Genomic DNA, 13,714 nt, shown 5'->3' on the forward strand with positions numbered 1-13,714 from the left:
CGATGGAACATCTGGTCCGTATCGTCAACGACACCGATCGCCAAGTGCTGGCGTGGCTGCGTTCCCAGGTCGGCGATGCCCGCGTCGAACGCGCGGCGCGTCAGCTCGGGCATACACGCAAGCCCTTTCCGTCTGCCGTCTGCCGGTATCTGGGCATGAGCGCGCCGGCCACGCTGCGTCCGGCGGCCCGGCCGCGCGCCGCGCGCGATTTCTCGGTGGGCGATCGTTACCTGTCGCTGATCCGCCAGCATCTCGCGTCGCACTCGGCCAGCCGATGAAATGGCGACGGCTTGCCGCGTCGGTGCCTTGGCAAGCCGGGTCGCTCGCCTATTCGCAAGCCCGGCCCGTCGCCGCCACGCTTACGCAGCCGCCTTGGCTTCCCGTACGAGGCGGCCGAGCGTTTCGAATGCCGCTTCGTGCGCCACATCGAACACGCGCGTGCAAGCGAGCCGGATATAGCCGTCGAAGCGGTCGGAATTCGAGAAGATCGACCCGGGCGCGATCCTGATTCCGTGCGCCAGTGCGGCGTCGAACAGCGCATCGGAGCGCACGCCGTCCGGCAATGCGATCCACAGCAGCATTCCGCCCGGCGGCTGGTTCATCCGCGTGCCGGCGGGGAAATGCCGCGCTATCGCGTCGATCGTCACGTCGCGCTGCACGCGCAACTGTTCGCGGAACCGGTGCAGGTGGCGGTCGAACGCGCCCGAGCCGACGAATTCGGCCGCAACGGCCTGCAGCAATGCGGCGTTGTGCCGGCTGTGCGCGAACTTCAGCATCCTCACACGCGCCTGCCAGCGGCCCGCAGTCATCCAGCCGAGCCGCATCCCGGGGGCCAGCACCTTGTTGAACGACGGGCAGTAGATCACCGTGCCGTCGCGGTCCCATGCCTTGACCGGCTTGACCGCCTGCGGCGCCTCGACGAGCTCGCGATACGGCTCGTCCTCGATCACGGCCACACCGTGGCGCGAACAGAGCGCGACAAGCCCCGCCTTGCGCTCGTCGGGCATCACGCAGCCGAGCGGGTTCTGCAGGTTCGGCACGACCACCACGGCCCGAATGTCCGGATACGCGGCCAGCGCCACTTCGAGCGCCTCGATCGACAGGCCGGCCGTCGGGCTCGCCGGGATTTCGAGTGCACGCAGGCCGAGGCTTTCGAGCAACTGGATCAGCCCGAAGAAGGCCGGCGATTCGATCGCGATCGTGTCGCCGGGGCGCGCCACCGCACGCAACGCGAGATTCACGGCATCGACGCCGCCGCTCGTCGACATCACGTCGTCCGGCGTCACCGTCACGCCATACGACAGCGCGCGTTTGGCCATCGTCTGCCGGAATTCGGGCGAACCGCCGACCGGCCCCGCATCGGTCAGCAACGTGGGCTTGCGCCGCAGCAGCCGGATCGCCAGCGTCTGCAGGCGCTCGGCCGGATACAGCGTGGCGAGCGCGGACGCGCCGCCGAGATTCAATGCATCGGTCGCCGCATTCGCGCGGTCGATCACGCGCGACACGCGCTCGTGCAGCCCCGCGAACGGCGGCTCGACGCTCAGCGGCGGCCCGTCGCTTTCCGGCAGTGTTGCAAGCGCGGCCGCCGCGCGGCGGCGCACGAAGTAACCGGAACGCGGCTTCGCCTCGCACCAGCCCGTATCCTCGAGCCGCCTGAATGTCTGGGTCGCGGTCGACAGGCTCACGCCGTGCTGCGCCATGAACGCGCGCACCGACGGCATCCGGTCGCCGGGCGACAGCGTGCCGGCCGCGATGATCCGGCGGTAATGTTCGGCGAGCCGTTCGTAAAGCGGCTCGCCGTCCAGCGGCAAAGGCGTGCGGGATGCGTCGGCGAAAGGCGTCATGCGGATCATCGTGCCCGCTCGCCCAGGCGCTCGCCAGATACAGATTCGGGGAAAACCCACCGATACAGCCGCTCGAAATCGCTGCCTGCACCGCAACAGATTCCCGTCCCCTGAATCTGTCGCGCCTGTGCCCGTTTCCCTAACCTGATTGCACGCCAGCGCCTCGCCGTCACGAGGCCGCGCAACCGGGGCCACCGGGAAAAGGAATCGCGATGCGAACGCAACACATCCGGCTCGACGCCGGGCAAAGCCACTTTGCGTGGTTCGACAAGGGTAGCCAGGTGATCGTGCTGGACGGCGCACTCGCGGTCACGCTGCGTCACGGCGCGCTCGACTGGCTGCCCGACGCGCCGCAATACATACGCCGCGAACTCGACGAAGGCGAATGCCTGACGTTCGAGACGGCCGGTCACGCGGCGCTGTCGGCTGGCAGCGCCGGCGCGGTCCGTACAACGGTCGTGGAACCTGCGGGCCGGAACGGCATGCGCGCGGCGTGGCGACGCATCCTGCGCCGGCTGTCCGGGCGAGTGCGCGGCGGCACTCATGTGCGCGGGCATTCCTGACATCGCGACTTGCCGCGACTTGCCGCGTCGCACCGCGCACCTCCCCCATTGTCACTGCAACCGGCGAACGCACGCTTTGCCGGCCACCCTCACCGGAGCGTCCCCATCGCCCACCATTCGACCACCGCAGCCTTCCCGGCATCGCGGCGGCCACCGCCTCACCGTGCGCTCCGGCGACGCTCGATCCACTCGAATACGGCCATCCCCACCAGCATCGCGGCGACGAACCCGATCCCCTTGGCCGACCCGAAGCCGACCGACACGATCGCGGGCCCCGGACAGAACCCGGCAATTCCCCAGCCGATGCCGAACACCGCACTGCCTGCGACGAGGCGCACGGTAATCGCGCGCAACGCCGGCAACTGCATCGGCAGGCCGAGCCATGACCGTGTCCGGCGCTTTGCCCACGCGAACGCGAATACCGCCACACCTGTCGCACCCGCCATCACGAACGCAAGCGACGGATCCCAATGGCCGGCCAGGTCCAGAAAGCCGAGCACCTTCTGCGGATTGGCCATGCCCGACACGATGAGGCCGGCGGCGAACACCGCGAGCGCGGCGCCTGACGGCGACGCGGCAAACACGCCGATCGCCGCGACGAAGATACCGGCCGCCGCATAGCTGCAGGCCAGCACGCGATGCGGATCGAAGCGGTCCATCAACCCGCCGAGGACGATCGCGCCGAACGTGCCGCCGACCTGGAACATCGCGGTCACGCGCGCGGCCGTCTGCAGCGTTGCACCGGTCGTGCGCAGCAGCGTCGGCAGCCAGCTGGACAGCAGGTAGATGACGAGCAGGCTCATGAAGAACGTCAGCCACAGCAGCAGCGTGCCGCGCAGCAGGTCGGCGCCGAACAGCCGGCCGAGCGGCGACCCGGCCGGCTTGCCGGCCGGTGCGACGAACGACGCGTGCACGAGGTGCGGATCCGGTGCGATGCGGCCGAGCATTGCCGCGATCCGCGCGGAAGGCGCGCCCTGGTTGACGAGATAGCGCACCGATTCCGGCAGCCGCCATGCCAGCACCGGCAGGAGCAGCAGCGGCGCGGCGCCGCCAACGACGAGCACCGCGCGCCAGCCGTGGTGCTCGATCAGCGACGCGGCCGCGAGCCCGCCGAGCGCGGAACCGATCGTGAAGCCGCAGAACATCGTCGTCACGAGCAGCGAACGGCGGCGCGCCGGACAGTATTCGGACGTCAGCGTGATCGCATTCGGCATCGCGCCGCCGAGCCCGAGCCCGGTCACGAAGCGCCACACGATCAGCTCGGTCAGGCCGCCGGCGCTTGCCGACGCAGCACTCGCAATGCCGAAGCACGCGACGCACGCGAGCAGCAGGCGCTTGCGGCCGAACCGGTCGCCGAACGGCCCGAACACGAGCGCGCCGGCCATCAGCCCGGCGAGCCCCGCGCCGAACACCGGGGCGAGCTGCGCGGGCGACAGGCCCCACTCCGTACGGATGACGGGTGCGATGAACCCGATCGATGCGGTATCGAATCCGTCGATCGCGACGATCAGAAAGCACAGAACGACGATCGCGGCCTGAAACGGCGCCACGCGATGCCGGTCGATCCATTCGCTGACGTCGATGGACAGCGTATCGGCCATAAGGGTGTCTCCTCCAGGAAGGCGGTCGCGCGTCGTATGTCGTTGGAATGCGCGCCGCCGGAATCGGGCTGAATGTATGCGTTATGCGACAGTCTTCAGGCAATCCTCCGCGCGCCAGCCGTGCAGCCAGTCGAGCGCGTCGTAGAACTGCGCCTGCGTGCGGCCGACCCAGAGCCCGTTGCGCACCTGCCGCTCGACGCCTTTCGCGTGATAGATCCGCCCCATTTCCCGTGCCGAATACAGCACGCGTGCGGTACGCGGAATCCGCACGCGTTCGTACCGCGCGAACGCGGCCTCGAAATCACCGTCGGTCTGCGCAACGGCCGCGCCGAGCGTCACCGCGTCCTCGAGCGCCTGGCATGCGCCCTGCGCGATGTATTGCGTCATCGGATGGGCCGCATCGCCGAGCACCGTCGCACGGCCCGCGCTCCAGCCCTCCACCGGATCGCGGTCGGCGGTCGCCCAGCGTTTCCACGACGTCGGCCGGTCGAGCATCTGTTTCGGCAGCGGATGAATGCCGTCGAAGTACGACAGCACCTCTTCCTTGCTGCCCTCGCGCACGCCCCAGGTTTCCTGCTCACGGCTGTGGAACGTGACGACGAGGTTGTACTGCTGCCCGCCGCGCAGCGGATAGTGAACCAGATGGCAATGCGGGCCGGCCCACACGACCGGTGCATTGATCTGCAGATCCTTCGGCATGTTGTCGACGTCGACCACCGCGCGATACACGACGTGGCCCGTCACGCGATGCGCATCGCCGATCAGCGCCTGACGGATCGCGGATTTCACGCCATCGCAACCGATCACCGCGTCGGCACGATAGCGCTCGCCGTGCTGGTCGATCACGGTCACGCCGTTGCCGTCCTGCTCGAACCCGCACACCTGCGTGCTCGTCCGGAATTCGATCAGCGGGTGATCCCGGACCGCTTCGTAGATCGACAGGTGAATGTCCGCGCGATGGATCACCGCATACGGATTGCCGAACCGTTCGCGATACGCAGCCCCCGTATCGATGCGCGCGACTTCGCGTGCATCGATCGCGTCCATCAGTTGCAGCCAGTCGGTGAACACCGCGCGACCGCGTGCCGCCTCACCGACACCGAGCGCATCGAGCGCGTTGAATGCGTTCGCCGCAAGCTGGATTCCCGCGCCGATCTCGCCGATCTGCCCGGCCTGTTCGAGCAGCTTCACGCGGATACCCTGGCGCGCGAGCGCCAGCGCCGCTGCCAGCCCGCCGATACCGCCGCCGATCACGAGAACGCGCCGGCCGTTGTGGTGTGTCTCACCCATGTTTGTCTCCTGCTTTGTGTTACGCGACGTAATCCGGTTGCCGCTGCGGTTGCGCGGCCTCGAAAGCCGGCTCGTGCCGCGCGTGTTCAAACACCGCGAGGCTGCGCGGAAACGCGCTCAGGTCGCAATCCATCCGCAATGCGTTCGCGACCTGCGGCACGAGACACACGTCGGCGAGCGTCGGCGTGTCGCCGAAGCACCACGGGCCCTCGTCCGCGCGGGCCAGCAGGCGCTCGACGCCGGCCATCCCTTCCGCGATCCAGTGCCGGTACCACGCGGTCTTCTGCTGCGGCGTGACCTTCAGTTCGCTGTCGAGATAGCGCAGCACGCGCAGGTTGTTGACCGGATGGATGTCGCACGCGATCAACGTCGCCAGTTCCAGTACGCGCGCCCGGCGGCGCAGCTCGAGCGGAATCAGCCGCGGTTCCGGCCGGATCCGGTCGAGGTAATCGAGGATCGCAAGCGACTGGCCGAGGCGGAAATCGCCGTCAACCAGCGCCGGCACCGCGGCCGACGGGTTCACCTGCGCGACGTAAGCGGCGTCGCGCTGCTCGCCGGTGCGGATGTTCACGGGCAGCGTGTCGTACGGCAGCCCTTTCAGCGCGAGCGCAATGCGCACCCGGTAGGATGTCGAACTGTTGAAGAAGCTATGCAGTTGCACGATGTGACCTTTCGGGGAAACGCGTCAGACCACGCGCACGGTCAGTTCGCCGAGACGCTCGACGCCGACCTTCATCACGTCGCCCGCCACCACCGCGCCGACACCTTCGGGCGTACCCGTGAAGATCACGTCGCCCGGTTCGAGGCGGAAGAACTTCGACAGGTCGGCCACCGTCTCCGCAACCGACCAGATCAGGTGCGACACGTCGCTCTTCTGCTTCGTCGCGTCATTGACCGTCAGCCACAGGCCGCCCTGCTCGAAATGACCGACGTCGCTGGCCGGATGCACGGGCCCGATCGGCGCCGAGCGGTCGAACGCCTTGCCGATTTCCCACGGCCGGCCCATTTCGCGCATCTTCATCTGCAGGTCGCGGCGCGTCATGTCGATGCCGACCGCATAGCCCCACACGTGTTCGAGCGCGCGCTCGAGCGGGATGTCCGAACCGCCCTTGCCGATCACCGCGACGAGTTCGGCTTCGTAGTGATAGTTCTGCGTCTGCGACGGATACGCGAGGTCGAGCGTTTCGCCGTACGCGACCGGCACGATCGAATCGGCCGGCTTGCAGAAGAAGAACGGCGGCTCGCGATCTGGATCGAAGCCCATTTCACGCGCATGAGCCGCGTAGTTGCGGCCGACGCAATAGACGCGGCGCACGGCGAATTGGGCATCGCTGCCGGCAACAGGCAGCGCCACGGGTGCTTCGGGCGGGAAAACGAAAGTCATGAACGGCTCCAGCTTAGACATGAATGAAGGGGCGCGCCGCCGCGGCAGCGCACGGAAAACGGATCGTTGAAAGCGCCGGCGTCAGTCGCGCGCTTCGCGCAGCAGATTCAGCGCGGACAGCACGGGCCGGTCGGAATAGCTGAACAGCACGCTGTCGGACGACGCCGACAGCCGCACCGGCGCCCACGACGGCGCGACGAAGATGTCGTGCGGCTCGAACGCGAATGCGCTGTCGCCGACCCATGCGGTGCCGGAGCCTTCGACGACGCAGTAGATCGTCGCGTCGGTGCTGCGGTACGTGCGGCCGTCGAAGCCGGCCGGCAGGAACTGCATGAAGGTGGCGATGGTCGGCATCGGCCAGCCGCCCGTCGCGGGGTTCACGTAGCGCAGCTTCACGCCGTCCCACGCGTCAATCTCGCCGTTCCGGTACAGCGCGTCGAGCGCCTCGCGGGTACGGGCATACGGATAGCTGAACACCGGCGACGTCGGGTCGCTCACGCGATGCCGCACCGGCACCATGTTGTGACCGAAGCGCGCGAAGCTGTCGCCTTCCGGGCGATTCACGGGCTGCACGGCTTCCGGGTAGTTCTCCGCAAAACCGGCGTCGAGATTCGCGACGAGCGGGATGTCGAGCCCGTCGAGCCACACGACCGGCTCGCCGCCCTCGTCCGCCGACGGATTGCCGTGGTCGTGCCACGCCCACGACGGCGTGATGATGAAGTCGCCCGGATGCATCGTCGTGCGCTCGCCGTTCACGGCCGTCCATGCGCCGCGCCCTTCGACGATGAACCGCAGCGCCGACTGCGTATGGCGGTGGCTCGGCGCGATCTCGCCCGGCAGGATCAGCTGCAGCCCCGCATACAGGCTCGGCGTCATGCTCGACTTGCCGGGCAGCCCCGGGTTCTCCAGCACCAGCACGCGGCGCACGGCTTCTTCCGCGCTGATCACGCTGCCGGCCTGCATCACGAGGTCGCGTATCTGCGCGTACTTCCAGATCGCGGCCTGCGCAGCCGGCTGCGGCGATTTCGGCACGAGGTTGTGCAGCGATTCCCACAGCGGCGCGAGGCGCTGCTCGGCGATCCGTGCGTAGTAGGCGGCGCGCGACGCGTCCGGATGGGTCGTCATGATGTCTCCTTGCAGGCGGCCGATCGGCGTCGGCGCCAGGTCTGTCGGGTCGGGGACCGTGCTGCGGTCCGTGAGTGGATTTATATTCGACGCAGCCATACCCGGTAAAATGATCAAATCATCTGATCCATATAATTCTGGATATACCTTCTCGAGACGAGGCATGCTATGGACTGGACCCACCGGCTGCGGCTGCGGCATCTGCAGGTACTGTTGAGCCTGGCCGGCACCGGCAACCTGAGCCAGTCGGCGCTGGCGCTCGCGACCACGCAGCCGGCGCTGTCGAAATGGCTGAAGGAGCTGGAAGAGGATGTCGGGCTGCCGCTATTCGAGCGGCATGCGCGCGGCCTGCGGCCGACGCCCTACGGCGAAGCGTTGATCGAGCACGCGCGCCGCGTCGAAGCGCAGCTCGACATCGCGCGCGACGACATGGCCGCGCTGCGCGAAGGCGGCAGCGGCCTCGTGACGATCGGCACATCGGGCGTCGCGGCGGCCGATACGGTGCCGCTCGCAGTGTCGCAACTGCTGAAGCGGATGCCGCGCGCGCAGGTGCGGCTCACCGAAAGCACGATGAACCAGCTGATGCCGCAGCTCGCACGCAGCGAACTGGATATCGTCGTCGGCCGCTCGGGCTCGACCTACGTCGATCCGCTGCTGCATGCCGAAGCGCTGTATGTCGATCCGGTCGTGTTCGTCGCGCGGCCCGGCCATGCGCTCGCCGGTGCGACGTCGGTCGGCTGGGACGACGTGCTCGCCTACCCGTGGATCGTGTGGCCGTCCGGCACGCCCGTGCACAACGCGCTGGAAGCCGCACTGAATGCCGCCGGCCGCGTGCAGCCGCCGCACTGCGTCGAATCGAATTCGTCGATCCTGAACCTCACGCTGCTGAACAACACCGACCTGCTCGGTGTCGCGTCACATCGTGCCGCGCGGCGTTTCGCGCAACTGAACGCGATCCGCATTCTGCCGATGGAGCTCGAGGGCCAGGGCGCGGTGTCGATCTACTGGCACCCCGACAGCGCGAACCGCGCGGCCGTGGCCGCGACGATCGAGTGCCTGCGCGCCTGTGCGGCGCCGCAAGTCGGCGGCTGGGAGAAAGTGAAGGTGGAGTGAATGGCGCGGCCCGGCGCGAACCGGGCCGCCTGGAGGCGGCACGTCACGCGCCGTCGCAGGATGCCGTGCCGTCGAGCATCAGCGTGCCGACCCGCGCAGGCACGAGCGGCGTACGCGGCACCGGCGGCGTCCAGCCGAACAGCGCCTGCGCGGCCGCACCGCAGACGCGGCCCTGGCACGCGCCCATCCCGCAACGCGACTGCAGCTTCGCGGCCGTCCAGCCGGGCTCCTGCACGACCGCATCGACACGCACATCCTCGCAACGGCACAGCAGCGTATCGGGCCGCGCGAGCCGGCGGACCGGCTCGCGGATCGCGAAGCGCTCGCGTACCGCGTCCGCGAACGCCTGCCAGTGCGCGCGCCGCGCGACGAGCGCAGCCAACGGCGCCGTTTGCCCGGTCGCCGCGTAACCGGCGATTTCGCCTTCGACCATCGCCAGTTCGCTGCCGCCGACGCCCGTACACTCGCCCGCCGCGAAAACCCCGTCGCGGCTCGTGCGCTGGTGCGCATCGACCGCCACCGCACCGTTGTCGATCCGGCAGCCGAGATGGCTCGGCAGCACGGTATTCGGCACGAGGCCGAAGCCGCACGCGAGCCGCTCGCAATCGACGTCGAACTCGCGATCGCCCTGACGGATCCGGACACGTTCGAGCCGCTTGTCGCCGAACGCCTCGACGACGTGCGCATCGGGCCGGTAAGCCGCCGTGACGAGCTTCGCGGCCTGCGCGAGCTTCGACGGCCAGCGCCACAACCCCGCGCCGAAGCCCGCCACGTCGCCCCATGCGGCCTGCTCGAGCACGTGCGACACACGTGCCCCGGACTGACGGGCCGTCGCCGCGCTCGCCAGCAGCAGCGGCCCGCTGCCCGCGATCACCGTGCGCTGCCCGCGCACATCGAGGCCGTACTTGATCAACGCCTGCAAACCGCCCGCGCCGGTGACGCCGGGCAGCGTCCAGCCCGGAAACGGCAGCAGCAGTTCGCGTGCGCCGCAGCAAAGAATCAGCGTCCGGAAATCGAGCAGCAGCCCGCGCTCGTCGTCCTCGAGCAGCAGCGTGCCCGGCTGCGTTTCGGCGACGATGCGCGTCGCTGCGAGATGCGTGACGCCCGGCTGCCGCAGCACGGCGAGGCGTTCAGCGGCGACCGGTACCGGTGTGGCCGCTACGCCTTGCCGCCAGATCTGCCCGCCCGCCCGCGGGTTGTCGTCGACGATCGCGACCGTCGCGCCGCCTTTCGCCGCGGCCCGCGCGGCCGACAACCCGGCCGGGCCCGCGCCGACGATCGCGACGTCGACGCTCAGTCGTTCCTGTTTCATCGCGTACGCTCCACCTGCATCCCGTCACGGCACAATGTCTGGCAAGCCAGCCGGCGCCGGCCGTCGATCGTCATCCGGCATTCCTGGCAGACGCCCATTCCGCAAAACGGCGCGCGCGCCGCGCCCGTGCACGACACACGTGTCGTGTCGTCGCCGCTCGCCGCGACAGCGGCCGCGACGGTCGCGCCGTCGGCCACCGTCAGCGCGCGGCCGTCCAGATGAATGATCATGTCAGCGCTCCGGCGACGGGGGACGCGGTCAGGAAGCGTCCCGGCAAATACGGTTCGATATCGATCGGCGGCCGCTCGCCGGCCATCAGCGCGGCAATGAGCCGCGCGCTGCCCGGCGCGGTCGTCACGCCGAGCCCTTCGTGCCCGACCGCGAGCCACACGCCCGGCCGCGCCGGGTGCTCGCCGAGCAGCGGCAGGCCGTCGGGGCTCGCGGAACGGAATCCTGTCCATGAACGGATGCCGTTCAGGTCAGCCAGATCCGGCAGGTAGCCGACCGCGCGGCGCAGCATCCGCGCGAGCACGGGCGGCTCGACACGCGCATCCTCGGTGTCGAACTGGCGCGACGAACCAATCAGCAACTGGCCGGTCGGCCGCGGCTGCACGTTGAACGCGACCGACGTACCGTCGCTCGCATGCGCGCTTGCGGCATAGCCGAGTTCGACGAGCTGGTGCGACACGTGCCCCGGATAGCGGTCGGTGATCAGCAGGTGGCCCTTTTTCGGGCGCAGCGGCAGTTCGGGCAACAGTGTGCGTGCCGCGACACCATTCGCGACGACCACGCGTTCGGCGCACAGCGTGTCGCCGCTTGCAAGCACCACGCCCGGGCCGTCAACCGCGACGGCCCGGTCGCGACGCAACGTGATGCGCGGCGCGCGCTGCAGCAGCCAGTTCGCGGTGACGGGCGCGTAAAGAATCGCGTCGCCGGGAATCTTCAGCGCACCGCCGAGCCCCGCGCGCAGCATCGGCTCCAGTTGCGCGAGCGCCGTCGCGTCGATCAGTTCGCCCGCCACGCCGTGTGCGGCGAGCGTCGCCTGCTTCGCGCGTGCCAGATCCATCTCGTGCGCATCGGCCGCGAGCCACAGCGTGCCGCAGTTGCGGTACGCGCAGCCTTCGGGCATCTCGCCGCTCAACGCGCGCCACAATTCGATCGAGTAGTGACTCAGCGCGAGCTCGGCCGCGTTGTCGTCCATCGCGACGAGGTGGCCCATGCCCGCGCCGGTCGCGCCGCCGCTCGCGTCGTCGACGACCAGCACGCGCAGCCCGCGCTGCGCGAGTTCGTGCGCGCACGCCGCGCCGACGATGCCGGCGCCGATCACGACGACGTCGGTCTTCGTTTCGCTCACGACCCGATGCCCCAGCCGAACGGATCGTCTTCCTCGATCAGCAGCGTCGCTTCCGCGCTCAGGTGCGCGCTGCCGCGAATCGTCGGCACGATGCCGCCGTCGGCCTGCTCGTAGCTCGCGTGGAACACGCTGCCGATCACGCTCGCCTGCCGCCACACGGCACCCGGCGCAAGCTTGCCGTCGGCCGCAAGGCACGCGAGCTTCGCGCTGGTGCCGGTGCCGCACGGCGAACGGTCGTATGCAAGGCCCGGACACAGCACGAAGCTGCGGCTGTCGTGCTCGGGGTCGCCGGCAAACAGCTCGATGTGGTCGATCTCGCCGCCGTTCGCGCCGGTGATGCCCGCACGTTCGAGCCCTTCGCGCACGGCCGACGCGTACGCAGTGAGCGCCGCGACGTTGTCGCCGGTCACGCGCTGCCTATGGTCGCTGATCAGGAAGAACCAGTTGCCGCCCCACGCGATGTCGCCCTTCACGGGGCCGTATCCCGGCACGTCGAGCGCGACGTCCTGCGCATGACGATATGCAGGCACGTTGCGCACGCTGACCGACAGGTCGTCGTGCAGCGTCGCCTCGACGGTGCCGACGGGCGTTTCGATCCGGTGCATGCCGGGCGCGATGCGCCCCATGTGATGCAGCGTGCGCACGACACCGATCGTGCCGTGCCCGCACATCCCGAGATAGCCGCTATTGTTGAAGAAGATCACGCCGGCCGCCGCGTCGGGCGATACGGGTTCGCACAGCAGCGCGCCGACCAGCACGTCGCTGCCGCGCGGCTCGAGGATGCACGCGGTGCGGTAACGGTCGTGCTCGCGCGCGAGCACGTCGCGTCGCTCGGCCATCGTGCCGCTGCCGAGCGACGGGAAGCCGGACACGACGAGCCGAGTGGGTTCGCCGCCCGTGTGCGAATCGATGATCTGGATGCGCTTCATCATGAGCCGTCCGAAGTGGGGAAAGGAGCATAGCTTCCTCCGTCGCGCGTCCGCCCGCTTGTGGCTTTTCGATGAGGACGACGACGAAATCGGCATAGTGCAACGCGCCCGCCGCGCCCCTGCCGGCCGCTGTGCCGATTTCGTCATTTTGCTCCGCGATACGACTCAAGCGTGATGGGCATTTGCGCGGCGATACTGGTTGCCACACCGACACACCTGTCGGCCGACCGATACAAACGTAGGAGATTTCAGTGAGCCGAAACGCCATTCAGTGGACCGGGGTTTTCCCGGCCGTCAGCACCCAGTTCAAGCCGGACTTTTCCCTCGACATCGACGCCACGCACCGCGTGGTCAAGAACCTGGTGAACGACGGCGTGTCGGGCCTCGTGGTCTGCGGCACGGTCGGCGAGAACACGTCGCTGTCGACGAGCGAGAAGCTCCAGGTGATCGAGGCTGCGCGCGACGCGGCCGGCGGCAAGATTCCGGTGATCGCCGGCATCGCCGAATTCACGACCGAATTCGCGCGCAACACGGTGCGCGAAGCGCAGCGCGTCGGCGTCGACGGCGTGATGGTGATGCCCGCGCTCGTGTACTCGGCGAAGCCGCACGAAACCGCCGCGCACTTCCGCGCGGTCGCGACGAGCACCGACCTGCCGGTGATGGTCTACAACAACCCGCCGATCTACAAGAACGACGTGACGCCCGACGTGCTGATCGCACTGCAGGATTGCGAGAACATCGTCTGCTTCAAGGATTCGTCTGGCGATACGCGCCGCTTCATCGACCTGCGCAATGCGGTCGGCGATCGCTTCGTGCTGTTCGCTGGCCTCGACGACGTCGTGGTCGAGAGCATCGCGGTCGGCGCCGAAGGCTGGGTGTCGGGCATGTCGAACGCGTTCCCGAAGGAAGGCGAGACGCTGTTCCGCCTCGCGAAGCAGAAGCGCTTCGACGAAGCGCTCGCGCTGTACCGCTGGTTCATGCCGCTGCTGCACCTCGATGCACGCCCCGACCTCGTGCAGTGCATCAAGCTGTGCGAAGAACTGGTCGGCCGCGGCAGCGCGATCACGCGTCCGCCGCGCCTCGCGCTGCAGGGCGACACGCTCGCGGAAGTGAAGGCGATCGTCGCGAAGGCGCTCGAAACGCGCCCGGTACTGCCCGACGTCGGTCTCTGATCGACTCCCTTGCGGCGGCGCGCAGGC

14 protein-coding genes are annotated in these 13,714 nt (G+C 68.9%); 4 read left to right on the forward strand and 10 right to left on the reverse strand.

Annotation, left to right across the window (positions count from 1 at the left end):
- Nucleotides 1-2 precede the first annotated feature (2 nt).
- Nucleotides 3-278: a CppA family protein gene (locus ACWMMN_RS25720; protein ID WP_059237024.1), complete on the forward strand. Its 276-nt coding sequence runs from the start codon at nucleotides 3-5 to the stop codon at nucleotides 276-278.
- Between the two features lie 81 nt (nucleotides 279-359).
- Here ACWMMN_RS25720 and ACWMMN_RS25725 read toward each other — a convergent pair whose 3' ends face one another.
- A complete protein-coding gene (locus ACWMMN_RS25725; RefSeq protein WP_486423295.1) occupies nucleotides 360-1,844 on the reverse strand; it encodes an aminotransferase-like domain-containing protein in 1,485 nt (494 codons plus the stop codon).
- Nucleotides 1,845-2,056: 212 nt separating this feature from the next.
- Between ACWMMN_RS25725 and ACWMMN_RS25730 the strand changes: the two genes are divergently transcribed.
- Nucleotides 2,057-2,407: a hypothetical protein gene (locus ACWMMN_RS25730; RefSeq protein WP_486423296.1), complete on the forward strand. Its 351-nt coding sequence runs from the start codon at nucleotides 2,057-2,059 to the stop codon at nucleotides 2,405-2,407.
- Between the two features lie 158 nt (nucleotides 2,408-2,565).
- Here the strand turns inward: ACWMMN_RS25730 and ACWMMN_RS25735 are convergent, their stop codons facing one another.
- From ACWMMN_RS25735 to gtdA, 5 genes are all read right to left on the reverse strand, one after another.
- On the reverse strand, nucleotides 2,566-4,008 hold the full coding sequence (locus tag ACWMMN_RS25735) for a DUF6691 family protein (protein WP_486423297.1): 1,443 nt from the start codon (nucleotides 4,006-4,008) through the stop codon (nucleotides 2,566-2,568).
- An 81-nt stretch (nucleotides 4,009-4,089) separates the two neighbouring features.
- Nucleotides 4,090-5,298, reverse strand: coding sequence for a 3-hydroxybenzoate 6-monooxygenase (locus ACWMMN_RS25740; RefSeq protein ID WP_174991866.1), 1,209 nt, complete (start codon nucleotides 5,296-5,298; stop codon nucleotides 4,090-4,092).
- A 19-nt stretch (nucleotides 5,299-5,317) separates the two neighbouring features.
- Nucleotides 5,318-5,959, reverse strand: coding sequence for a maleylacetoacetate isomerase (gene maiA / locus ACWMMN_RS25745; RefSeq protein WP_059237032.1), 642 nt, complete (start codon nucleotides 5,957-5,959; stop codon nucleotides 5,318-5,320).
- Between the two features lie 24 nt (nucleotides 5,960-5,983).
- Complete coding sequence (locus tag ACWMMN_RS25750; protein WP_486423298.1) at nucleotides 5,984-6,682, reverse strand: fumarylacetoacetate hydrolase family protein; 699 nt, start codon at nucleotides 6,680-6,682, stop codon at nucleotides 5,984-5,986.
- An 81-nt stretch (nucleotides 6,683-6,763) separates the two neighbouring features.
- Nucleotides 6,764-7,807: a gentisate 1,2-dioxygenase gene (gene gtdA / locus ACWMMN_RS25755; protein ID WP_059237034.1), complete on the reverse strand. Its 1,044-nt coding sequence runs from the start codon at nucleotides 7,805-7,807 to the stop codon at nucleotides 6,764-6,766.
- A 168-nt stretch (nucleotides 7,808-7,975) separates the two neighbouring features.
- Between gtdA and ACWMMN_RS25760 the strand changes: the two genes are divergently transcribed.
- Entirely contained in the window at nucleotides 7,976-8,920 is a 945-nt protein-coding gene (locus ACWMMN_RS25760) for a LysR family transcriptional regulator (RefSeq protein WP_174991868.1), read from the forward strand.
- A gap of 43 nt (nucleotides 8,921-8,963) precedes the next feature.
- Here the strand turns inward: ACWMMN_RS25760 and ACWMMN_RS25765 are convergent, their stop codons facing one another.
- From ACWMMN_RS25765 to ACWMMN_RS25780, 4 genes are read right to left on the reverse strand one after another with little or no spacing between them, the layout of a single operon-like run.
- Nucleotides 8,964-10,232 (reverse strand): FAD-dependent oxidoreductase, encoded by a 1,269-nt coding sequence (locus tag ACWMMN_RS25765; protein ID WP_486423299.1) that lies wholly within the window; start codon nucleotides 10,230-10,232, stop codon nucleotides 8,964-8,966.
- On the reverse strand, nucleotides 10,229-10,462 hold the full coding sequence (locus ACWMMN_RS25770) for a 2Fe-2S iron-sulfur cluster-binding protein (protein ID WP_011355492.1): 234 nt from the start codon (nucleotides 10,460-10,462) through the stop codon (nucleotides 10,229-10,231). The genes ACWMMN_RS25765 and ACWMMN_RS25770 overlap by 4 nt, the downstream gene beginning before the upstream one ends.
- A complete protein-coding gene (locus tag ACWMMN_RS25775) occupies nucleotides 10,459-11,586 on the reverse strand; it encodes an NAD(P)/FAD-dependent oxidoreductase (RefSeq protein ID WP_174991869.1) in 1,128 nt (375 codons plus the stop codon). The genes ACWMMN_RS25770 and ACWMMN_RS25775 overlap by 4 nt, the downstream gene beginning before the upstream one ends.
- Nucleotides 11,583-12,515, reverse strand: a complete 933-nt coding sequence (locus ACWMMN_RS25780; RefSeq protein ID WP_174991945.1) for a 4-hydroxyproline epimerase — start codon at nucleotides 12,513-12,515, stop codon at nucleotides 11,583-11,585. Before ACWMMN_RS25780 ends, ACWMMN_RS25775 begins: the two co-directional genes overlap by 4 nt.
- A gap of 251 nt (nucleotides 12,516-12,766) precedes the next feature.
- Between ACWMMN_RS25780 and ACWMMN_RS25785 the strand changes: the two genes are divergently transcribed.
- On the forward strand, nucleotides 12,767-13,687 hold the full coding sequence (locus ACWMMN_RS25785; protein WP_059237038.1) for a dihydrodipicolinate synthase family protein: 921 nt from the start codon (nucleotides 12,767-12,769) through the stop codon (nucleotides 13,685-13,687).
- The last annotated feature ends 27 nt before the right edge of the window (nucleotides 13,688-13,714 follow it).

This window comes from Burkholderia cepacia complex sp. TUM26381, assembly GCF_057439935.1.